We start from the raw sequence: 21,811 nt of genomic DNA on the forward strand, positions 1-21,811 counted from the left end.
GGGCGGGCCAAGATGTTGCCGGGCCAAGGTGGTTGTCGGGTGTGGGATTGTCCCGACTCTGTCACGTGAGGGCGTTCGGGGCGGGTTGGGGGAACCCGGGAGGTGCGTGTGCCCCTCCTTCTCCACGAATCTTCTCCACGGACCGGAGCGGATCGTCCCCAACCGCAACTTCCTGGAGCAGCCCGTGACAACGCCGGACACAACAGCGAGGCGCACGCTGGCGGCATGTGCCGCCCTGATGGTCGGCGCCCTGACCCTCACCGCGTGCGGCGGCGACGCCAAGGCCGACAACAGGACCGACGACAAGTCCGGTGGGGCCAAGGCCTCCGCGCCCGAGGTCGTGATCTCCGCGAAGGACGGTTCGACCGGGGCGTCGATCAACTCGACCGGTGTGAAGGTCAGCGACGGGAAGCTGACCGAGGTGAAGATGACGGCGTCGGCGACGGGCACGGCCGTACCGGGGGTCATCGCGGCGAACGGGAAGAGCTGGAAGCCCGAGGAGCAGCTGGAGCGAGGGACGAAGTACCAGATATCCGCCACTGCCAAGGATGCGGACGGGAAGACGGCGGCGGCCAACTCCATCTTCACCACCGTGTCGACGGACAACAGTTTCATCGGGACGTACACGCCCGACGACGGGACGAAGGTCGGGGTCGGGATGCCCGTGTCCTTCACGTTCGACAAGGCGATCAGCAACAAGAAGGACGTGCAGTCGCACATCCGGGTCACGTCCAGCAGTGGCCAGAAGGTGGTCGGGCACTGGTTCGGTACGCAGCGGCTGGACTTCCGGCCCGAGGCGTACTGGAAGGCCGGTTCCAAGGTCACGATGAAGGTCGACCTGGACGGGGTGGAGGGCGCGAACGGCGTCTACGGCGTGCAGGACAAGACGGTCACGTTCACGGTCGGCCGCTCGCAGGTGTCCACGGTCGACGTCGCCACACAGACCATGAAGGTCGTACGCGACGGGAAGACCGTCAGGACGATCCCCATCTCGGCGGGCAGCCCGGAGAACAGCACGTACAACGGGCAGATGGTGATCTCCGAGAAGTTCCGGCAGACACGGATGAACGGGTCCACGGTCGGCTACGGCGGGGAGTACGACATCTCGGATGTTCCGAACGCGATGCGGTTGACGACCTCGGGGACGTTCATTCACGGCAACTACTGGTACAACAAGGGCAATCCGCCCTTCGGGAAGCAGGGCACCAGCCACGGCTGCATCGGGCTGGCGGACGTGCGGGGGGCCGGTGGCGACACGACCGCCAAGTGGTTCTTCGACAACTCGCTCGTCGGGGACGTCGTGACGGTCAGGAACTCCCCCGACAAGACGGTGGCGCCGGACAACGGCCTCAACGGCTGGAACATGGCATGGAGTGCCTGGACTGCCGGAAGCGCCCTCTGACCACAGGGTTTTGAGGTTCCGTCGGGCCGCGCAGGAACTTGTCGCGCGGCCCCGGCGTTTTCTGGGCGTACGTTTTCTCGGTTCCCGGGCATGATGTCCGACCGAGGGGCTACGGTATGCACCCACAAGGTGACATGCAGCAACGCCGGGAGAAGCCTTGAGCGTTCCGTACGAGACGGCAGCGTACGAGCCACCCGAGTCGCCCGAGTCTCCGGAGGAGCATCTCGCGCGACTCCTCGGTCGCGCCCTGAACTCCTTCGAGCTGTCGGACGACACCATACGGCGGCTCGACCGGGCGCTGGCCCACGACAGTTCACTGCACTCCGCGCATCACAGCGCGGGGCTGCACCGCGAGACGTACCGCCATACCTGGCTGCTCGCCGATGGGAGCGCGTCCACGCTCTGGGAGCTGGTCCACAACACCGCGCCGGGCCGTGACACCCAGCACGAGGTGTACGAGGACGAGGAAGAGCTGCGTACCGCGACGGCTCGGCTGCCGCTGCCGTCGGATGCGCCCGACTTCGAACTGCCCGTGATGGTGCGGTTGTCGGCCGTCGCCGAGCCGCTGCACTCGTATGTCGCGGACGGCTCGGCGGACCACGGCCGGCGGCTGCTGCGCCGCGCGGAGAACACGGACCGGCCGGGCGAGGACATGGCCGAGCTGCTTCGGCTGGCGTTCGCGCACCAGATCACCCAGGCTTTCGGGCGGCCGTGCCGGGCCGGTCGGCGAGGGCTGTGCTACTCGCTCTACGAGCACGCCTTCCTGCTCCGCGACGGCCGTGAGCTGTCCCTGTGGGAGGTCGAGCACACGGCCACGCCCGACGGGCGGCACATGTGCGAGGTGTATCCCTCGGAGGAGGACGCACGGCAGGCCATGGAGCGCCGGGCCTCCGGCGGTTAGGCGGGATTCCGCCGGAGGGCCCGACTCTCCTTGCTGGGGCGCCGCTGTGGCCCGGGACTTCGCCGTCCCGGGCCACAGTCGTTTCTTGCTCTCGGTCGAGTGCTGAGTGGTGAGTGGTGAGCGCTCAGCACTCAGTGCTGAGTGGTGAGTGCTGAGCGAGTGTTCAGGCCGCGATCGGCTCCTTCGCCTGAGACGCCGTGGGGGCCTCGGGGGTCTTCTCCGTGCCGTCGCCCGGCGCCTGCTTTCGCATGCCCTTCAGGACGATGACCAGGCCGGCCGTGACCGCCGTACCGACCGCGATGGCCAGCAGGTACAGGAACGGCTTGCCGATCAGGAAGGTGACCCAGATGCCGCCGTGCGGGGCGCGCAGCGTCGAGCCGAAGGCCATGGTCAGTGCGCCGGTGACCGCGCCGCCCGCCATCGAGGCCGGGATGACCCGCAGCGGGTCGGCGGCCGCGAAGGGGATCGCGCCCTCGGAGATGAAGGAGGCGCCGAGGACCCAGGCGGCCTTGCCGTTCTCCCGCTCGGCCGTGGTGAACAGCTTCTTGCGGATCGTGGTGGCCAGGGCCATGCCCAGCGGCGGGACCATGCCGGCCGCCATGACCGTCGCCATGATCTTCATCGCGGACCCGCTCGGGTCCTGGACCGCGATGCCGCCGGTGGCGAAGGCGTAGGCGACCTTGTTGACCGGGCCGCCGAGGTCGAAGCACATCATCAGGCCGAGCAGCACGCCGAGGAGGACGGCGTTGGTGCCGGAGAGGCCGGAGAGCCAGTCCGTCATGGCCTTCTGTGCCTCGGCGATGGGCTTGCCGATCACGATGAACATCAGGAAGCCGACGATGATCGAGGAGACCAGCGGAATCACGACCACCGGCATGATGCCGCGCAGCACCGGTGGGATCTTGATCCGTTGGATGGCGAGGACGACACCGCCGGCCAGCAGACCCGCGGCCAGGCCGCCGAGGAAGCCCGCGGCGATGTTGGCCGAGATCATTCCGCCGACGAATCCGGGTACCAGGCCGGGACGGTCGGCCATGCCGTAGGCGATGTATCCGGCGAGGACGGGGATCAGGAAGCCGAAGGCGACGCCGCCGATCTGGAAGAGCAGCGCGGCCCAGCTGTCGATCTGGCCCCAGTTGAACACTTCGGTGACCGGCTTGGCCTCGTTGATCTGGTAGCCGCCGATGGCGAACCCGAGGGCGATGAGCAGACCGCCCGCGGCCACGAAGGGGACCATGTAGCTCACGCCGGACATCAGCCACTTGCGGAGCTTCGTGCCGTAGCCCTCGCCGGGTTCGCCGGCGCGCTGCACCGGCGTGCCGCCGCCGGGCCGGGCGGCCGCCGTGACCTCGCCGCGGTCGGCCTTGTCGCGGACCTGTGCGATCAGTTCGGCGGCCTTGCTGATGCCCGCCTTGACGCCGACGTCCACGGTGGGCTTTCCGGCGAACCGGTCCTTCTCCCGTACGGGCATGTCGTGCGCGAAGATCACGCCGTCCGCGGCGGCGATGACCGCCGGGTCGAGCCGGGTGAAGCCGGCCGAGCCCTGGGTCTCGACGACGACCTCGACGTCACCGGCCGCGCGGCCCGCGTTCTCCAGCGACTCGGCCGCCATGTAGGTGTGCGCGATGCCGGTGGGGCAGGAGGTGACGGCGACGATGCGGAAGGGCCTGCCGCCGCTTTGCTCGGCGGATGCGGCGGGCGCGGCGGATGTGTCGGATGCGGCGGGCGTGGCTGGGGCGGTGGAGGCCGTGGTGGTGGCGCCGTCCGTGGCCGCCGGGGCCGGGGGCGCCGCTGCGGTCGGGGACGCGGCGGGAGTCGGCTCCGCGTCGGTCGAGGCGGACTCGGGCCCGGTCCCAGCCCCGCTGCCGGCCTCTGCCGTGTCGGGCTCGGAGCCGGGACCGGCCGCGGAGGCGGGGGTTTCGTCGCCGCGGATGAGGGCCGCCGCGGCCGTCGCGTCGCCCACCGACCGCAGGGCGGACGTGAACTCGGCGTTCATCAGCTGGCGGGCCAGCGACGACAGGATGGTGAGGTGGGCGTCGTCCGCCCCGGCCGGTGCGGCGATCAGGAAGATCAGGTCGGCCGGGCCGTCGGGGGCGCCGAAGTCGATCCCGGCCGCGCTGCGTCCGAAGGCCAGGGTCGGCTCGGTGACGTGTTCGCTGCGGCAGTGCGGGATGCCGATGCCGCCGTCGAGGCCGGTCGGCATCTGGGCCTCGCGGGCGGCGACGTCGGCGAGGAATCCGTCCAGGTCGGTCACCCGCCCCAGGGACACCATGCGCTCGGCGAGGGCGCGGGCCGCCGCTTCCTTCGTATCGGCGGACAGGTCGAGATCGACCAGGTCCGCGGTGATCATCTCGCTCATCGCGGGCTCCTTCGCACGCGTATCGCCCGGGGAGAGTTGTGGGCGAGGGTGGGGACGGGGGTGGTGACGGGGGTGCCGCAGTCGAGGCTGCGGTCGAGGACCGCGGTGGCTGCGGGGTGCGGGGATACGGGGTGGGTGGATATGGCGGGGCCGGAGTGGCCCCGCCCCCGCGCGGCCGTGGTCGCTGCTGTCGTTGTTGCTGTTGCTGTTGCTGTTGCCGTCGTTTCCGCTGTTGCCTCTGCGGTCACCACGGTCGAGGTCGCGGCGGGTAAGGGGAGTCCCCGTCGCGTCGGGACCGTGCCTCGGTTCCTCGCGAGAGGGCTCTCCGCGACGCCGACTCTCACGCCGTCGGCTCTCACGGCGCCGGCTCTCATGGCGCCGGCTCCGTCAGTACGCGGTCCACCGGGATTTCCGAGGTGATCGTCACCGCGGCCGGGTCCAGGTCCGACGGGCTCGGCATCTCGCTGCCCGGCAGTTGGACGGCGGCCGCGCCGTGGGCCACGGCGGAGGCGAGCGCGCGGGGTCCGCTTCCCCCGGCGATGAGGAATCCGGCGAGCGAGGAGTCACCGGCGCCCACGTTGCTGCGTACGACGTCGACGCGGGCGCTCGCGAACCACACGCCTTCCTCGCCGACGAGGAGCTGTCCGTCCGCGCCGAGGGAGGCGAGCACGGCGCGCGCGCCCAGCTCCCGTAGTTCTTCGGCGGCCTTGACCGCGTCGCCGACCGTGGCGAGCGGGCGGCCGACCGCTTCGGCGAGCTCCTCGATGTTCGGCTTGACGACGTCGGGGCGCTCGCGCAGTGCAGCGAGCAGCGCCGGTCCCGAGGTGTCCAGCGCGATGCGGGCGCCCGCCTGGTGGGCTCGGGCGACGAGTTCCGCGTACCAGGAGGGTGCGAGGCCGCGCGGCAGGCTGCCGCAGCAGGCGATCCAGTCGGCGTCGCGGGACTGTTCGCGTACGGCCTCCAGGAGGGACTCCTCCTCGGCGGGGGTCAGTTCGGGTCCGGGGGCGTTGATCTTCGTGAGGACGCCGTCCGCTTCGGCGAGGGCGATGTTCGAGCGGGTGGCCCCGGCGACCGGGACCGGTGCGACCTCTATGCCCTGTGCGTCGAGGAGGTCGGCGACGAGGGCGCCCGGGGCTCCGCCGAGCGGCAGGACCGCGACGGTGCGCCGGCCGGCGGCGGCGACCGCCCGCGAGACGTTGACGCCCTTGCCGCCCGGGTCCATGCGCTCTCCGGTGGCCCGGATGACCTCGCCCCGGTCGAGCGACGGGACCTCGTACGTGCGGTCCAGGGAGGGGTTCGGGGTGACGGTGAGGATCATGCGCGCACTACTTCCGTGCCGCCGCGCTCGATGGCGGTCGCGTCTTCGGGGCTCAGCCCGCTGTCGGTGATCAGCAGGTCCACTTCGCTGAGGTCGCCGAAGCGTGCGAAGTGTTCCTGTCCGTGCTTGGCCGAGTCGACGAGCAGCACGACGCGGCGTGCGGCGGCGAGGGCGGCGCGCTTCACGGCGGCCTCGGCGAGGTCCGGGGTGGTCAGGCCGTGTTCGGCGGAGAAGCCGTTCGCCGCGAGGAAGACGACGTCGGCGCGGATCTCTCCGTAGGCCCGCAGCGCCCAGGCGTCGACGGCCGCGCGTGTACGGTGCCGGACGCGGCCCCCGATGAGGTGGAGCTGCATGCCGGGATGGTCGGCGAGGCGGGCCGCGATGGGCAGGCTGTGGGTCACGACGGTGAGGGTGGCCTCCAGCGGGAGGGCCCCGGCGAGGCGGGCCGTGGTCGTGCCCGCGTCGAGGATCATCGTGCCTTTGTCGGGCAGCTCGGCGAGGGCCGCCTTGGCGATGCGGTCCTTCTCGTCGGCGGCGGTGGTCTCGCGCTCGGCGAGGTCGGGCTCGAAGTCGAGCCGTCCGGCCGGTATGGCGCCCCCGTGGACCCGGCGCAGCAGTCCCGCGCGGTCGAGGGCTTTCAGGTCGCGCCGGATGGTCTCGGCCGTGACCTGGAACTCCTCGGCCAGTGACACCACGTCCACGCGGCCACCGTCACGCGCGAGCCGGAGGATCTCCTGCTGCCGCTCAGGTGCGTACATGCCCGTTCGCCTCCACCCTGTGCCCGAACCTGTGGTTTCACTCGGAGGCTACGCTCGGATTTCGGGAAAGTAAACAGGTTCGGGCATCGAGTGGGCATGAACGGACATCAGACGGTTGTCGCTCGACCGCGGAGCGCGAAGCCCGGCCCTGGGGTGGCGCGAAGCCCGGCCCTGGGGTGGCGCGAAGCCCGGCCCTGGGGTGGCGTGAGGCCGACCGTGGGATGACGCGAGGCCCGGCCCCGGAAGGGGCCGGGCCTCGAAGCGCCGGATCGGTGAACCGCTTTGCTCAGCCCACGAGTTCGGGCTCCTTGGCGGGCAGGACCTCGGCGGTCTCCGCCCCCTCCACGTGCTGGGCGGGACGCTTCGGGAGGGCGAACATCAGGAGGAAGATGGCCGTCATCACGACGACGACCCAGACCAGCGCGTACTGGAAGGCGTCGACGAACGCGGGACCCACCTCGGGGCCGGCCAGGTGGTCGGACATCGTGCCGAAGAAGACGACGGAGACCAGGCCGAGGCCGAGGGCGTTGCCCATCTGCTGGACGGTGTTGATCAGGCCGGACGCCGAGCCGGAGTGCTCACGCGGCACCTCGGAGAGGATCGCGTCCGTCAGCGGGGCGACGATCAGGCCCATGCCCAGGCCCATGACGACCAGCGGGAGGGCCATCTGCCAGGAGGCGATGGACATGCCGTACCGCTCCGACTCCCAGATGTAGAGCAGGACGCCGGCGGCCATGGTGAGCGCGCCCGCCTGGAGCACCTTCCGGCCGAACCGGGGCACCAGCTGCTGCACCGACAGCCCGGCCGCCAGCGAGACCGCGATCGAGAAGGGGACGCCCGTCAGTCCCGCCCGCAGCGGGGACCAGCCGAGGCCGGCCTGCATGTAGAGCGTCCAGACCAGGAAGAAGATGCCGAGGCCGATCCCGAAGACGGTCTGTACGGCGATGCCGGCCGCGAAGCTCTTCACCTTGAACAGGGACAGCTCGACGAGAGGCGATCCGTCACGCGCGGCCTTCCTCTTCTCGTACGCCACCAGGGCCCCGAAGACCACGAGGGCGCCGCCCATCGAGACGTACCCCCACGCCGGCCAGCCCAGCTCGCGGCCGCGGATGAGCGGGTAGAGCAGCATCAGCAGACCGAGGGTGACCAGCGCGACGCCGACGAGGTCGAGCTTCAGGGCGTGCGGGGCCTTGGACTCGGTGATGAACTTCCGGCCCAGGATCAGGCCCGCGATGCCCACCGGCAGGTTGATGAGGAAGATCGGCCGCCATTCCAGACCGAACAGGTTCCACTCCGTGAGCAGCGCGCCGAAGAGGGGGCCGGAGACCGCGCCCAGACCCACGACCGCGCCGAACAGTCCGAAGACCTTGCCGCGCTCGTGCGCCGGGAACGTGGCGTGCACGATCGACAGGACCTGCGGCACCATCAGCGCGGCCATGGCGCCCTGGAGGATCCGGGAGGCGACCAGCATGTCCGGGTTCACCGCGAAGCCGCAGAGCGCCGACGCGAGGGTGAAGCCGCCGATGCCGACGAGGAAGAGGCGCTTGCGGCCGTGGATGTCACCGAGCCGCCCGCCGGTGATCAGTCCCGCGGCGAAGGCGAGCGCGTAACCCGCCGTGATCCACTGGATCTGGCTGAAGGACGCGCCCGCGTCCCGCTGGATCGACGGGATCGCGATGTTGACGATCGTGACGTCGACCAGGTCCATGAAGGCCGCGGTCATCACGATGGCGAGCGCGTACCAGCGGCGGCGGTCCGCCGCCGGGGCGGCCTCCGGGCCGAAGGGTGCGGGGGTGCTGTTTGGCGAGGTCATGTTCGTAAGGTAGGAGGGATGTAGGTCAGATCGTGTCCTACTTCTGAGGCATCCTCGAAGTCGTTGGCAAAGGCCGTGGCGCGTCCGGAGAGTGCGGGCGCGTCGTGGCCGGTCGCACGGCTCCCCGCGTCACAGACGGGGCTCGGGAGCCCTACCAGAGGGAGACCCCATGAGTACCGACACCCCGGCACGGCTCCTTCAGCTCCTCTCCCTTCTGCAGACCCCGCGGGAATGGCCGGGCGGCGAGCTCTCGGACCGGCTCGGTGTCTCGCGGCGGACCGTACGGAGGGACGTCGACCGGCTCCGCGAGCTGGGCTATCCGGTGCAGGCGACGAAGGGCGCGGACGGCGGCTACCGACTGGTCGCCGGAAAGGCCATGCCACCGCTGGTCCTGGACGACGAGGAGGCGGTGGCGATCGCGGTGGGCCTGCGGGCCGGTGCGGGGCACGCCGTCGAGGGCGTCGACGAGGCCTCGGTTCGGGCGCTGGCCAAGCTCGAACAGGTGCTGCCGAGCCGCCTGCGCCACCGGGTCTCCACGCTGCAGGCCGCCACCACTCCCCTGACCACGGGGGACGGCGCCAGCATCGCGCCCGAGACGCTGACGGTGATGGCCTCGACGATCGCGGGCCGGGAGCGGCTGCGGTTCGCGTACCGGGCGAAGGACGGGGCCGAGAGCCGGCGTCAGATCGAGCCGTACCGGCTCGTCTCGACCGGCCGCCGCTGGTATCTCGTCGCGTACGACCTCGACCGGGCGGACTGGCGGACGTTCCGGGTCGACCGGGTGGCCGACCCCTTCGCGACCGGGGCCCGCTTCACGCCGCGCGAGCTGCCGACGGGGGACGCGGCCGAGTACCTGCGGCAGTCGATGTACCGGCGGCAGGACACGTACGAGTTCGAGGTGACGTTCGCCGCGTCCGCGGAGTTCGTCGCGGCGCGGCTGCCCGGGTGGCTGGGGGTGCCCGAGCCGATCGACGGCGAGCGGTGCCGGTTGCGCGCCTCGGCCGGTGACGCGGTGGAGTGGCTGGCGGTGCGGCTCGCGATGCTGGACTGTGAGTTCACCGTGCACGGGCCGACTGAACTCGTCGACTGCGTAGGCAGGTTGGGCAGCCGTCTGAGCCGTGCCGCCGGGGGCTGAGCGCTCCGCTGGACGTCCGGTGCGGTGCCTCGACTGCGGGCCCGCCGTGGCTGGTCGCGCGGTTCCCCGCAACCCGCTGGGGACTGACGTACCGCACCGGACTGGACCGGACCGCGTCGGATCGCACCGAACCCGTCGGGGCGCATGGGGCGCGCCGGGCCGCTTTGGCAGGATGTGCCCCCGTGGCACAATGTGCCACCTGGGTCACCCCGGGGTTCAGGTTCGGGGTGGCCCAGCAGCCATGCCCGCGCTGGCGCAGCCTCACAGCGCACGGCCATACAGATGGAGCCGAGCTCCGGCGCCAGGGGGGGGAGGCGCCGGAGCTCGGCTCTGGAAGAGTCCCGGCGCTGGGGGGGAGCGCGTCGGGACTCGGCTCTGGGGGACCCTGGAGTCTTGTGCCCCGGGTCCGGCGGGTTGAAGCGGCTGTAAACGGACTTCTGTGCGACCCGGTGCGAGGCCTTGACCAGCCATGCTGTGCGGCATGGCCGACTACGACCCCATCGGCATGCCCCCGGGTAGGGTCAGCTGCCCCGGAAACGCGAACCCAATCCTGCTCACGAGGACCAGTTTTTCTCGCCCTGAAGCACGCGTGGAGCACGGGCGCCGCCGGAGCCCGGAGCCGGACTTCCCGGAGCCGGAGCCCGCACGGTCCGGGCCGCCGGAGGGGGTGCCCCTGCCGCCGGAACGCCGCGGCAGCGGCCGCGTGTGCGGTGACACGGCCTCGGTGCCCCGCGCCGTACGGGCGGGCGGGCGGCGCGGGCACGAAACCTGGTACCGAGCTGTGGCGCGGCCCCGGACGGGACCGGTGGGGAGCCGGGTGAGCCGGGTCGGGCAGCCGCCCGGAGGGGCTACGCCGCGGCGTCGAACCCTGTGGACCGGGCGAGCTTCTTCAGCTCCAGCAGCGCGTGCTTCTCGATCTGGCGGATGCGCTCACGGGTGAGGCCGTGCTCCTTGCCGACCTCGGTGAGCGTGCGCTCCCGGCCGTCCTCGATTCCGTACCGCATCTTGATGATCGAGGCGGTGCGCTGGTCGAGCCGGCCTATGAGGTCGTCCAGCTCCTCGCTGCGCAGCAGCGTGAGCACGGACTGCTCGGGCGACACGGCCGAGGTGTCCTCCAGCAGGTCACCGAACTGGGTGTCGCCGTCGTCGTCGACCGCCATGTTCAGCGAGACCGGGTCGCGGGCCCAGTCGAGGACGTCGACCACACGCTCCGGCGTCGAGCCGAGCTCCTTGGCGATCTCCGTGGGCTCCGGCTCGCGGCCGTGCTCGCGGTTGAACTCGCGCTGCACGCGGCGGATCCGGCCCAGCTCCTCCACCAGGTGGACGGGGAGCCGGATGGTGCGGGACTGGTCGGCTATGGAGCGGGTGATGGCCTGACGGATCCACCAGGTCGCGTACGTCGAGAACTTGAAGCCCTTGCGGTAGTCGAACTTCTCGACCGCGCGGACCAGGCCTGCGTTCCCCTCCTGGATCAGGTCCAGCAGCGGCAGGCCACTGCGGGGGTAGCGTCGCGCCACCGCGACGACCAGGCGGAGATTCGACCGGATGAAGACGTCCTTGGCCCGCTCGGAGTCGGCGACCAGCGCCTCGAGCTCCTCGCGGGAGGCCTTCACCTGGGTGTCGGTGACCTCACCGTCCAGGATGTGCTGGGCGTACACCCCGGCCTCGATGGTCTGGGACAGGTCCACTTCCTTGGCGGCGTCGAGCAGCGGTGTGCGCGCGATCTCGTCGAGATACATGCCGACCAGGTCGCGGTCGGCGATCTCGCCGCCTACGACGCGAACACTGCGTGCCGCGTCGGTCCGGCCTGAGGCGGACTTACGACGGGCGACGGCACGGGTTGCCATGCGTGCTCCCTTGCGATGGTGGGCTTGCGGGTCCTGGTGGTCGCTCGGACACCCTCCCGAGTGCCCTGCTTCCGATGGAAACAACGACTGGAATCCGGACAGAATTCCCAGCGGGTCCCTCGATTTTTCTGATCTTGCAGTACCCTGTGCCGCCGTAAAAGGGAGGCACGGTGTCGTCGGAACGTACAGAGGTGCAGGTCAGACCGGGAGTCGAAGGCGACCTCGACGCCCTCACGGACATCTACAACCACTACGTGCGTGAGACGCCGATCACATTCGACACGGTGATCTTCACTCCCGAGGAGCGCCGCCCCTGGCTGCTCTCCCACCCTGAAGACGGCCCGCACCGGCTGATGGTTGCCCTGACCAGGGACTCACAGCGGATTCTGGGGTACGCCACATCGAGCGCGTTCCGTCCGAAGCCGGCGTACGGGACGTCCGTGGAGGTGACGATCTACCTCTCCCCCGACGCGGGCGGCCGGGGTGTCGGCACGCTCCTCTACAAGTCCCTGTTCGAGGCACTCGCGGACGAGGACGTCCACCGCGCCTACGCGGGGATCGCCCAGCCCAACGAGGCGTCGGCGCGCCTGCACGAGCGGTTCGGCTTCCGGCACGTCGGCACGTACCGGGAGGTGGGGCGGAAGTTCGGACGGTACTGGGACGTGGCCTGGTACGAGAAGGAGCTCTGAGGGGCGGAGCCCGGCGGCCGTCGGCCGGAGCGCCGACCGCGTCAGCCGTCAGCCGTCAGCCGTCAGCCGTCAGCCGTCAGCCGAACTGTACCGAGCGTTTGGCCAGGCCCATCCAGAAGCCGTCGATCACCGATCGCTGCGCGTCCAGTTCGCCGGAGGCGTCCGCCGCCCCCATGGTCACGAACAGCGGGGCGAAGTGCTCCGTGCGCGGGTGCGCGAGCCGGCCCGCCGGGGACTTGTGGAGGAAGTCGAGGAGGCCGTCCACGTCGGCGGAGTCGAGCGCCTGGTGGCCCCACGCGTCGAACTCGGACGACCAGCCGGGAATGCCGCCCTGACGCAGAGCCGCCAGGTTGTGGGTGAAGAAGCCGGAGCCCACGATGAGGACGCCCTCGTCGCGCAGCGGAGCCAGCTTGCGGCCGATGTCCATGAGGCGGACCGGGTCGAGCGTGGGCATGGAGATCTGCAGGACCGGGATGTCGGCCGCGGGGAACATCTCCACGAGCGGGACGTACGCGCCGTGGTCGAGCCCGCGGTCGGGGATGTCCTGGACCGGCATACCGGGGGCGCGCAGCAACTTACGGACGGACTCGGCGAGTTCGGGGGCGCCCGGAGCCTCGTACCGCACCTTGTAGTAGTGCTCGGGGAAGCCCCAGAAGTCGTAGACGAGTGGGACGGTCGTGGTCGCGCCGAGGGCGAGCGGGGCCTCCTCCCAGTGCGCGGAGACCATGAGGACGGCCTTGGGGCGCGGGAGGTCGGCGGACCAGGCGGCGAGCTGGCCGGGCCACAGCGGGTCGTCGGCCAGTGGTGGGGCGCCGTGCGAGAGGTAGAGGGCGGGCATGCGCTCCACGACGGCACGTTCCTCGGTGGCGGCGGACATGACTGCGGCTCCCTGTGTGACGAGGACCCGGGCGGCTCGGCCCGAAGCTGTTGCTTGAAGTATCAAGCTTTACATCAGCGAGCTTACTCCCTACTTGTTTAAGATTCAAGGAGGGGCCTCGTACAGTAGGTGTATGAACAAGGCATCCGCTGACGAGCCGCGCTGGCTCAGTGACGAGGAACAGCGCACCTGGCGTGCGTTCATGCACGCCACCACTCTTCTCGAGGACCATCTCGACCGCCAGTTGCAGCGTGACGCGGGCATGCCGCACGTCTACTACGGGCTGCTGGTGAAGCTGGCCGAGGCCCCGCGTCGGCGGCTGCGGATGACCGAGCTGGCGATGCAGGCGAAGATCACCAGGTCTCGGCTGTCGCACGCGATCGCACGCCTGGAGAAGAACGGGTGGGTGCGGCGGGAGGACTGTCCTTCGGACAAGCGTGGGCAGTTCGCCGTGCTGACGGACGAGGGCGAGGAGGTACTGAAGCGGGCGGCTCCCGGGCATGTGGCCGCCGTGCGTCAGGCCGTGTTCGACCGGCTCACTCCTGAGCAGCGGGGGGCTCTCGGGGAGGCCATGCTTGTCATTGCCGAAGGGCTTCAGCCGGAGGAGGCGGGGGCGGATCTTCCCTGGCTTCGGTGACGGTGGCTCCGCCGGGGTGGCTCCGCCGGGGTGGCTTCGCCGGGGGCGTGGCTTCACCGGGGTGCGGGGGAGTTTTCGGGTGCCGGTTCGCGGGGGCTGGTCGCGCAGTTCCCCGCGCCCCTAAAAGATTGCGCCGTTCCCCGCGCCCCCAAGAGACTGCGCAGTTGCCCGCGCCCCTAAAGGATTGCGCCGTTCCCCGCGCCCCTAAAGGGGCTGCTCCGGGGCTCGGGTCTGAGGGTCGGCAGGGGCGAGGGGGCCTGGGGGCATGGATCTGCCCCGGCTCCGGTGTTCTGGAGTCGGGGCAGATCCCGGTCGTACGTACGAAGGCGTCCCCACCCCCGCGTACGTACGAGGTCAGTGGGTGTTCCCGTCAGGTGTGCCGGTGGAGGTGGGGCGGGGTCCCGCGCCCTTGAAGGGCGCGGGCGGACCCGCGGGGTCGGACCCCGCCTCCGGCGGCGCCGTCAGTGGGCGACCACCGGGACCCGGAGGTCGTCCTCGGCTCCGTCGAGCGAGCCGGCGGACGCGCTCATGTCGGGGCGGCCGGCGTTGACGAAGGTCGCGGCGATCGCCGCGGCGACGACGAGGATGCCGACGGCGAACCAGATCGCGTTGGCGTAGCCGTGCACCTGGCCCTGCAGCTGGACGAGCTGCTGCTGGGACTGGGAGGTGGCCCCGCCGATGTGGTCCTTGATGTACGACGTGGTGGCCGACGCGGCGATCGTGTTGAGCAGGGCCGTGCCGATCGCGCCGCCCACCTGCTGCGAGGTGTTGACCATCGCGGAGGCGACACCCGCGTCACGCGGCTCGACACCCTGGGTGGCCAGCGACATGGCGGGCATGAACGCCGTACCCATACCGAGGCCGAGCAGCACCATCGCCGGCAGGATCACACCGGCGTACGAGGTGCCGATCTCCAGCTGGGTCAGGAGCAGCATGCCGACCGCGGCGACCAGGAAGCCCGGAGCCATCAGCATGCGCGGGGGGACCCGCGTCATCAGACGGGTGCCGATCTGCGTCGAGCCCACGATCATGCCGGCGATCATCGGCAGGAAGGCGAAGCCCGTCTTGACCGGCGAGAAGCCCTTCACGATCTGCAGGTAGTACGTGAGGAAGAGGAACAGGCCGAACATCGCGATGATCGCGAGGCCGAGGGAGAGGTAGATGCCTCCGCGGTTGCGCTCCGTGATGACGCGCAGCGGCAGCAGCGGGGCCTTGACCTTGGACTCGGTGACGACGAACGCGGCGAGCAGCACGACCGAGGCGACGAACATGCCGATGGTCACGGAGTCGCTCCAGCCCTCGGACTCGGCGCGCGTGAAGCCGTAGACCAGGGCGACGAGACCGAGGGTGGACAGGACGACACCCGGGATGTCGAGCGGCGAGCGGTTGCGGCCGCCCTGCGGCTCACGGATGACGAAGTACGCGCCGAGGGCCGCGACGATCGCGAACGGGATGTTCACGAAGAACGTCCAGCGCCAGTCCATGTACTCGGTGAGGACACCGCCGAGGATGAGGCCGACGGCGCCACCTCCACCGGCGATCGCACCGTAGATGCCGAACGCCTTGGCGCGCTCCTTGGCGTCGGTGAACATCACCGCGAGAAGGGAGAGCGCGGCGGGCGCCAGGAGGGCACCGAAGGCGCCCTGCAGGGCACGGGAGCCGAGCAGCATCGCCTCGTTGGTGGCCGCGCCGCCGAGGGCGGAGGCGCCGGCGAAGCCGATCAGGCCGGTGACGAAGGTGCGCTTGCGGCCCCACAGGTCGGCTATGCGGCCGCCGAACAGGAGGAGTCCGCCGAAGGCGAGGGCGTAGGCCGTGATGACCCACTGCCGGTTGCCGTCGGAGATGCCCAGGTCCTGCTGGGCCGAGGGCAGTGCGATGTTCACGATGGTCGCGTCGAGCACGACCATCAGCTGGGCGAGCGCGATGAAGGTCAGCGCTTTCCAGCGGTTGGAGTCGGGAGCCGGCGCCTTGGCGGCGGTGGCCTGGGCTGTTTCAGACATGGGAATACCCACTTCAGGACTTCGTAGCGAAAAAAGGTGACGGAAGGGGACGGCTCGTCGCCGGTGACGTCTTCGTCGACTTCGTTGTCGACGCCCTCCTCGACGTCCTTGTCGGTGACGACCGGTGGCTGTTGGGACGGCGGTGGCCGTTGTGGCGGTGGTGACCGTTGCGGCGGTGGTGGCTGTGGTCTGAGTGTTCAGTCGGGCCGGCCTGGCTGGTCGGTCCGGTCGGGCTGGTGGGTCACGCTCGTCGCAGGTCCTCCATGGTCGCGGCCTCGCCGGGCAGTACGGAGCGGGCGGGTGCCCGCAGACCGTCCAGGAAGAGCTGCAGGTGACGGTGTACGAAGCGGTCCATGTTCGGGCACGCGGTGCCGGGCAGGGGCCGGGTGAGCTGGCTGATGGCGACCATGAGGTCCCCGACGGCGACGTCGGAGCGGAGCTGGCCGGCATCCCGGGCGCGCTCCATGAGTTCCTCGACCAGGCTCTCGACCCGCTCGCGGGAGGCGACCAGGTCCGGGTGGTCCCTGTCGAAGGCCTCGGAGAGCATCGGGCACAGGGCGCCGATCCGCTCGTCGGCCGACGCGTGCACGAACCGCGAGAGCGCCTCGAAGGCGTCACCGGTCTCCGCGAGCATCTGCTCCACCTGTTCGGAGACACGGTCCATGACCGAGCAGACGACCTCGCGCTGGAGGGATGCCCGGTCGGGGAAGTTGCGGTACAGCGTGGCGTTGCCGATGCCGGCCCGGCGGGCGATCTCGTCCAGCGGCACCTCGGCGCCGAACTCGACGAACATCTCTCGCCCGGCGGCGACGATCCGCTCCCGGTTGCGCAGAGCATCGGCCCGCGGGCGGGGCACCTTGCGCTGTGCGGCGGTTGCGGTCTCCACGGCGTACTCCTTCGAAGATCTCTCGGTGGTCTCTCGGTGGTCCTGACGTCCATACGATCCGGGGACCCTCTCCCCGTTTCGTTGCGGACACAGGGCTAAACGGGGAAACGGTCCCCGGTTATTTCCCGACCCGGGAAGGATTCCCTGTGACCTGAGTCACATGCTTCGGGCAGGGTTCGGCCCGCCTCCACACGATCGGTCTCCTCCAGCGCGCGCCCGCGCATTCGGCGGCACAGGGTGATCGAACAGGGTGCAGCCAGAACGGCCGGCTGCCTGGAGCGAAAGGCCCCTGCATGCAGCCGACCCGCTGTCGGATACGCCCGCGCCGCCGCGCCGCAGCCCTCGCATCGGTCACCCTCCTCACCCTGGCGGTCAGCACCTCCGCCGGGTCCGGACGTCTGATGGCAGGCGCGCCGACGGCGGCGGGACCCGTCGCGCTGGCCCGGTCCTCCCCGCTCGGCCCCTGCATGATCAGCGGCCCGCTGGGTGTGCAGATGTCGGAGGGCATCCCCACCCCCGCGGGCTACGCGCGCTCCACCGGCACCGTCCGCGCCCTGAACCTGATGGTCGACTTCTCCGACGCGCCCGGCCAGGGCAGCGCGCTCGACCGCTTCGGCGAGTTCTTCCCGCAGACCACCGACTGGTTCCGCACCAGTTCGTACGGCCGTCTCGACTACCGCCCGCAGGCCCCGATAGATCGCTGGCTGCGGATGCCCAAGTCCTTCAAGGCGTACGGGATAGAACGCGGCGCCCCCTTCGACCCCGGTTACCGCGAGCTGGTCCAGGACATCGTGGCCACCGCCGACCCGAAGGTGGACTTCCGGGAGTACGACCTGCTGAACGTCCTCATCACCCCGAACGCCGGCCCTTCCGCACTCGACACGGTCCTGTCGGTGACCTTCGCCGGCAACACCCAGGCGCCGGTCGCGGACGGAGTGCCCGTCGCGAACGCGTCCTTCGTCTACAGCCGCCAGGACGACGGCTCCGGCTCGTACGCGGAGACCGGCTACCGCGTGCTCCCCCACGAGAACGGCCACGTCTTCGGGCTGCCCGACCTCTACACCCAGGAGGGGGGCGGCTCGGTCGGCCACTGGGACATCATGAGCGAGGACTGGGGGGCCGACAACGACCTGCTGGGCTGGCACAAGTGGAAGCTCGGCTGGCTCGACGACTCGCAGGTCGGCTGCGCCTCGGCGCCCGGCACGACCGAGCACGTGCTCACCCCGCTGGCGGAGCCCGGCACGGGTGGCAAACTGATCTTCGTCCCGGTCGACTCGAAGACGGGGTACGCGGTCGAACTGCGCACCCAGGCCGGCAACGACGAGGCGGTCTGCAAGACGGGCGTGCTCATCTACAAGGTGGCCGCGGACGTCGACACCGGCCACGGCCCGGTCACCGTGATCGACTCCACGAAGGACAGCGGCGGCTGCACCCGCAGCCCGAACGTCCACGCGGAACTCTCCGACGCCACCTTCTCCCCCGGCCAGTACTTCAAGGACCTGAGAACCGGCATCCGCATCACGATCGCAGGCACGGACACCAAGGGAAACCACCAGGTGTACGTAACCCGAGGCCGCCCCACAACATCATGAACACCACAACAGCCACAGCACCGGTCCGGTCCGCACCCCCGACATGTGCAGACACGCGGGGTCTTGAGGGGCGCGGGAAACGGCGCAGTCCTGTGAGGGGCGCGGGGAACGGCGCAATCCTTTAAGGGGCGCGGGGAACTGCGCAGTCCTTTCAGGGGCGCGGGGAACGGCGCAATCCTTTCAGGGGCGCGGGGAACTGCGCGACCAGCCCCCGCGGACCCGCAGCTCGAATACGACCATGTCCCTCTGAGGGGCGCGGGGAACGGCGCAATCCTTCAGTGACCCGGCGCCAACACAGCACCCACACAGGCGAGGCCCCGCCACAGGACCGCGACGCCACCCCACGACCGCCCCACCGCATTCATTACCGTGGTGCGGACACCGTAATGGGGAGCCATGCCACCGACCCACCACACACCCACCGAGCCCGACGCAGTCGCCCCCGCCCAGCTCCACGCAGTCGCCCCCGTCGAGGCCGTCATCCCCCTGATGCGCGGCATCACCGTGCTGAGCCGGCTCACCGAGGCAGGCGGAACATCGAGCCTCAGTGGCCTGGAGCGGACCACGGGCCTCGCCAGATCCACGGTGGACCGCATCGCGGCGACGCTGGCCCGCATGGGATACCTGCGCCTAGACGGCCGGGACGCCGTCCTCGCGCCGAGGCTGATGGAGCTGGGCAACGCCTACCTGGCCGCCCTGCGGCTGCCCCGCCTGCTGGACACGCGGGCCGACGCGCTCGCGGACGAGCTGGACGAGTCGGTGTCGCTGGCCGTCGCGGACCGGGACGGCATCCGCTTCATCCACCAGGCCACCCGCCGCCGCGCGATGTCCCTGAGCTTCCGCATCGGCGACCTGCTCCCGGCCGAACGGACCGCGCCCGGCCCCCTGTTCGCGACCGAGTGGACCCCCGAGGACTGGGCGAGATGGCGGGACCGGCGGGCCGCCGACCCGCACGACCTGGGGTTCCCGACGCTGCCCCCACGTGAACACCCCGTCGGGGACGAGGAGTTCGAGGAGCGCACACGGGAGGCGGATGCCCGGGGCTGGTCCCTCGACGACCAGTTGATCGAGCCGGGCCTCGTCGCCGTCTCGGTGCCCGTGCGGGACCTCGGTGGACGCGTCGCCTGCGTGGTGAGCGTGGTGAGCCACACCAGCCGGCACACCGCCGACTCCCTGCGGGACACCCTGCTGCCCCGGCTGCGGGCGACCGTGCAGGCGATGGAACGGGATCTGCGCGAGGCCCCCGCCCAGCCGCCCGCCGCCCCCGCCGGGCTGGCCACCTGGACCGGGGCCTCGAAGCAGGAACTGGGCCGGGAGTTCGTCGAGTCGCTGGCCCGCGGACTGACCGTGATCACGGCGTTCGGCGAGGGCCGCGCCGCGCTCACGCTCACGGAGGTGGCGCAGGCGACGGGCCTCGCGCGGGCGACGGCCCGGCGCGCGCTGATCACGCTGGAGCACCTGGGCCACGTCACGGCCCACGGGCGGACCTTCTCCCTGACGCCCCGGGTCCTGTCCCTCGGCTTCCCGCCGCTGTCCCGTACGACGTTGCCGCAGCTCGCGGCCCCGCACCTGGCCGAACTCGCGGACCTGCTGCACGACTCGGCGTCCCTGGCGGTCCTGGCCGGCGACGAGATCCAGTACACGGCCCGCGTCGCGACCAGCCGCATCATGAGCGTCAACATCACGGTAGGCACACGGCTGCCTACCTTTCCGACCTCCTTGGGCCGGGTGATGCTCGCGGACCTCACCCCGGCCGAGCGGGCCCCGTTCCTGGCCCGCCTCCACCCGCTGACCCCGCACACGGTCACGGACCCGGCCGTCCTCGGGGCCACCCTGAACCGCGTACGGGAGAACGGATACGCCCTGGTGGACGGAGAGTTGGAGGAAGGTCTGCGGTCCATCGCGGTCCCGGTGCGCGACCGTACGGGGAGGGTCGTGGCGGCCGTGAACGTGGCGATGCACAGTTCGCGCCGCACGGCCGAGCAGTGCGTCGGCGAGGTGCTGCCGGAGCTGGCCGCGACGGCCGGGCGCATCGAGGCGGATCTGCGTGTGGCCGGGCGGTTCACCCGGGTTCCGGCCACCTGACCACCCGACCGGACAACCTTCCTGGCCCCGGCCACGCGACAGACCCCCGAGGGGCGCAGGGACCGGAATCGGGAGGGACCGCCCCTCCCTCTCGCTCCCTCTCCTCCCCCGCGAGCGTCAACGAACCAGGCAGGGCCGCTTCGCGTCGAACTGCCAGTCCGGGACGAGGTACCGCATCCCGGCGGCGTCGTCCCGGGCGCCCAGCGCCTTCTCGCGGTAGAGGTCGTGGGCGGCGAGGAGCCGGTCCATGTCCAGCTCGACGCCCAGACCGGGCGCCTCGGGCACGGCGATCTCGCCGTCGACGATCCGCGGCGGCGCGACGGTGAGCCGCTCCAGCCCTTCCTGCCAGATCCAGTGCGTGTCCAGGGCGTTGTACTCCCCCGGCGCCGCGGCACCGCAGTGGGTGACCATGGCGAGCGAGATGTCGAAGTGGTTGTTCGAGTGACAGCCCCAGGTCAGCCCCATCGCGTTGCAGAGCTGCGCCACCCGCACCGAACCCTGCATCGTCCAGAAGTGCGGGTCGGCCAGCGGGATGGACACCGACTGGAGCGCCAGCGCGTGGGTCATCTGCCGCCAGTCGGTGGCGATCATGTTGGTGGCCGTCGGAAGCCCGGTCGCGCGGCGGAACTCCGCCAGGATCTCGCGCCCGGAGTAACCACCCTCGGCCCCGCAGGGGTCCTCGGCGTAGGCGAGCGTGCCGACCAGTGGCCGGCACAGCTCGACGGCCTCGCGCAGCGACCACGCGCCGTTCGGGTCCAGGGTGATCCGCGCCCCGGGGAAGCGGTCCTTGAGCGCCCGTACGGCCTCGACCTCAGCGGGGCCGTCCAGGACACCGCCCTTGAGCTTGAAGTCCCGGAAGCCGTACAGGTCGTAGGCGGTCTCGGCCTGCCGGACGATCGCCTCGGGCGTGAGGGCCTCCTCGTGCCGGACGCGGTACCAGTCGACGTCCGAGTCGGGCTCACGGACGTACTCCAGATCGGTGCGGTCCGGGTCGCCGACGTAGAAGAGGTAGCCCAGGACCCGTACGGAGTCCCGCTGTTGGCCGTCTCCGAGGAGTGCCGCGACCGGTACGCCGAGGTGTTGGCCGAGGAGGTCGAGGAGCGCCGACTCGACGGCCGTGACGGCGTGCACGGTGGTCCTCAGATCGAAGGTCTGGGCGCCGCGGCCACCCGAGTCGCGGTCGGCGAAGCGGTCCCCGATCCCGCGCAGGACCCGCTTGTAGTCGCCCAACTTCGCTCCGACGACCAGGGGTTCGGCATCCTGCAGCGTCCGGGTGATCTTCTCACCCCCGGGTACCTCCCCCAGTCCGGTACGGCCCTCGGAGTCCCGGAGGACCACGATGTTGCGGGTGAAGTAGGGGCCGTGCGCGCCGGAGAGGTTCAGCTCCATGCAGTCGCGGCCGGCGACGGGGTAGACGGCGAACTCGGTGACGGTCGGCTGATTCATACGTATCGAAGTCCTTGGCTGCGAGGGAGGCGAGGGGAGACCCCGGGCGGGAGACAGGGGGAGTCG

At 70.8% G+C, this 21,811-nt stretch carries 16 protein-coding genes; 7 read left to right on the forward strand and 9 right to left on the reverse strand.

The window, feature by feature from the left end; translation table 11 throughout:
- Positions 1 to 184: 184 nt before the first annotated feature.
- Both KUF83_RS29515 and KUF83_RS29520 read left to right on the forward strand, forming a co-directional pair.
- Positions 185 to 1,402 carry an Ig-like domain-containing protein gene (locus tag KUF83_RS29515; protein WP_217458035.1) on the forward strand — a complete coding sequence of 406 codons (1,218 nt, stop codon included), beginning with the start codon at positions 185 to 187 and terminating at the stop codon, positions 1,400 to 1,402.
- A gap of 157 nt (positions 1,403 to 1,559) precedes the next feature.
- Positions 1,560 to 2,303 (forward strand): DUF6227 family protein, encoded by a 744-nt coding sequence (locus KUF83_RS29520; RefSeq protein ID WP_217458036.1) that lies wholly within the window; start codon positions 1,560 to 1,562, stop codon positions 2,301 to 2,303.
- Positions 2,304 to 2,466: 163 nt separating this feature from the next.
- Here KUF83_RS29520 and KUF83_RS29525 read toward each other — a convergent pair whose 3' ends face one another.
- From KUF83_RS29525 to KUF83_RS29540, 4 genes are all read right to left on the reverse strand, one after another.
- Positions 2,467 to 4,662, reverse strand: a complete 2,196-nt coding sequence (locus KUF83_RS29525; RefSeq protein WP_217458037.1) for a fructose-specific PTS transporter subunit EIIC — start codon at positions 4,660 to 4,662, stop codon at positions 2,467 to 2,469.
- A gap of 370 nt (positions 4,663 to 5,032) precedes the next feature.
- Positions 5,033 to 5,980, reverse strand: a complete 948-nt coding sequence (gene pfkB / locus KUF83_RS29530; protein ID WP_217458038.1) for a 1-phosphofructokinase — start codon at positions 5,978 to 5,980, stop codon at positions 5,033 to 5,035.
- Complete coding sequence (locus KUF83_RS29535) at positions 5,977 to 6,738, reverse strand: DeoR/GlpR family DNA-binding transcription regulator (RefSeq protein ID WP_217458039.1); 762 nt, start codon at positions 6,736 to 6,738, stop codon at positions 5,977 to 5,979. The genes pfkB and KUF83_RS29535 overlap by 4 nt, the downstream gene beginning before the upstream one ends.
- Positions 6,739 to 7,024: 286 nt before the next feature.
- Positions 7,025 to 8,551: an MFS transporter gene (locus KUF83_RS29540; protein ID WP_217458040.1), complete on the reverse strand. Its 1,527-nt coding sequence runs from the start codon at positions 8,549 to 8,551 to the stop codon at positions 7,025 to 7,027.
- Positions 8,552 to 8,720: 169 nt separating this feature from the next.
- Between KUF83_RS29540 and KUF83_RS29545 the strand changes: the two genes are divergently transcribed.
- Positions 8,721 to 9,686, forward strand: a complete 966-nt coding sequence (locus KUF83_RS29545; RefSeq protein WP_217458041.1) for a YafY family protein — start codon at positions 8,721 to 8,723, stop codon at positions 9,684 to 9,686.
- An 848-nt stretch (positions 9,687 to 10,534) separates the two neighbouring features.
- Here the strand turns inward: KUF83_RS29545 and KUF83_RS29550 are convergent.
- A complete protein-coding gene (locus tag KUF83_RS29550) occupies positions 10,535 to 11,533 on the reverse strand; it encodes an RNA polymerase sigma factor RpoD/SigA (RefSeq protein WP_217458042.1) in 999 nt (332 codons plus the stop codon).
- 170 nt (positions 11,534 to 11,703) lie between these two features.
- Between KUF83_RS29550 and KUF83_RS29555 the strand changes: the two genes are divergently transcribed.
- Positions 11,704 to 12,222, forward strand: a complete 519-nt coding sequence (locus KUF83_RS29555; RefSeq protein ID WP_217458043.1) for a GNAT family N-acetyltransferase — start codon at positions 11,704 to 11,706, stop codon at positions 12,220 to 12,222.
- 76 nt (positions 12,223 to 12,298) lie between these two features.
- Here the strand turns inward: KUF83_RS29555 and KUF83_RS29560 are convergent, their stop codons facing one another.
- The gene (locus tag KUF83_RS29560) at positions 12,299 to 13,099 is read right to left on the reverse strand and encodes a dioxygenase (protein WP_217458044.1); all 801 of its coding nucleotides are present in this window, start codon (positions 13,097 to 13,099) and stop codon (positions 12,299 to 12,301) included.
- Between the two features lie 133 nt (positions 13,100 to 13,232).
- Between KUF83_RS29560 and KUF83_RS29565 the strand changes: the two genes are divergently transcribed.
- Positions 13,233 to 13,736 (forward strand): MarR family winged helix-turn-helix transcriptional regulator, encoded by a 504-nt coding sequence (locus KUF83_RS29565; protein WP_217458045.1) that lies wholly within the window; start codon positions 13,233 to 13,235, stop codon positions 13,734 to 13,736.
- A gap of 461 nt (positions 13,737 to 14,197) precedes the next feature.
- Here the strand turns inward: KUF83_RS29565 and KUF83_RS29570 are convergent, their stop codons facing one another.
- Positions 14,198 to 15,736 carry an MFS transporter gene (locus KUF83_RS29570; RefSeq protein ID WP_217458046.1) on the reverse strand — a complete coding sequence of 513 codons (1,539 nt, stop codon included), beginning with the start codon at positions 15,734 to 15,736 and terminating at the stop codon, positions 14,198 to 14,200.
- A 241-nt stretch (positions 15,737 to 15,977) separates the two neighbouring features.
- Complete coding sequence (locus KUF83_RS29575; protein WP_217458047.1) at positions 15,978 to 16,622, reverse strand: TetR/AcrR family transcriptional regulator; 645 nt, start codon at positions 16,620 to 16,622, stop codon at positions 15,978 to 15,980.
- A 293-nt stretch (positions 16,623 to 16,915) separates the two neighbouring features.
- Between KUF83_RS29575 and KUF83_RS29580 the strand changes: the two genes are divergently transcribed.
- Together KUF83_RS29580 and KUF83_RS29585 are read left to right on the forward strand one after the other, a co-directional pair.
- On the forward strand, positions 16,916 to 18,214 hold the full coding sequence (locus KUF83_RS29580; protein ID WP_217458048.1) for a M6 family metalloprotease domain-containing protein: 1,299 nt from the start codon (positions 16,916 to 16,918) through the stop codon (positions 18,212 to 18,214).
- A gap of 396 nt (positions 18,215 to 18,610) precedes the next feature.
- The gene (locus KUF83_RS29585; protein WP_217458049.1) at positions 18,611 to 20,299 is read left to right on the forward strand and encodes an IclR family transcriptional regulator C-terminal domain-containing protein; all 1,689 of its coding nucleotides are present in this window, start codon (positions 18,611 to 18,613) and stop codon (positions 20,297 to 20,299) included.
- Between the two features lie 117 nt (positions 20,300 to 20,416).
- Here KUF83_RS29585 and KUF83_RS29590 read toward each other — a convergent pair whose 3' ends face one another.
- Positions 20,417 to 21,745, reverse strand: coding sequence for an enolase C-terminal domain-like protein (locus KUF83_RS29590; RefSeq protein ID WP_217458050.1), 1,329 nt, complete (start codon positions 21,743 to 21,745; stop codon positions 20,417 to 20,419).
- Positions 21,746 to 21,811: the final 66 nt, after the last annotated feature.

This window comes from Streptomyces sp. BV286, assembly GCF_019090165.1.
GTDB lineage: Bacteria > Actinomycetota > Actinomycetes > Streptomycetales > Streptomycetaceae > Streptomyces.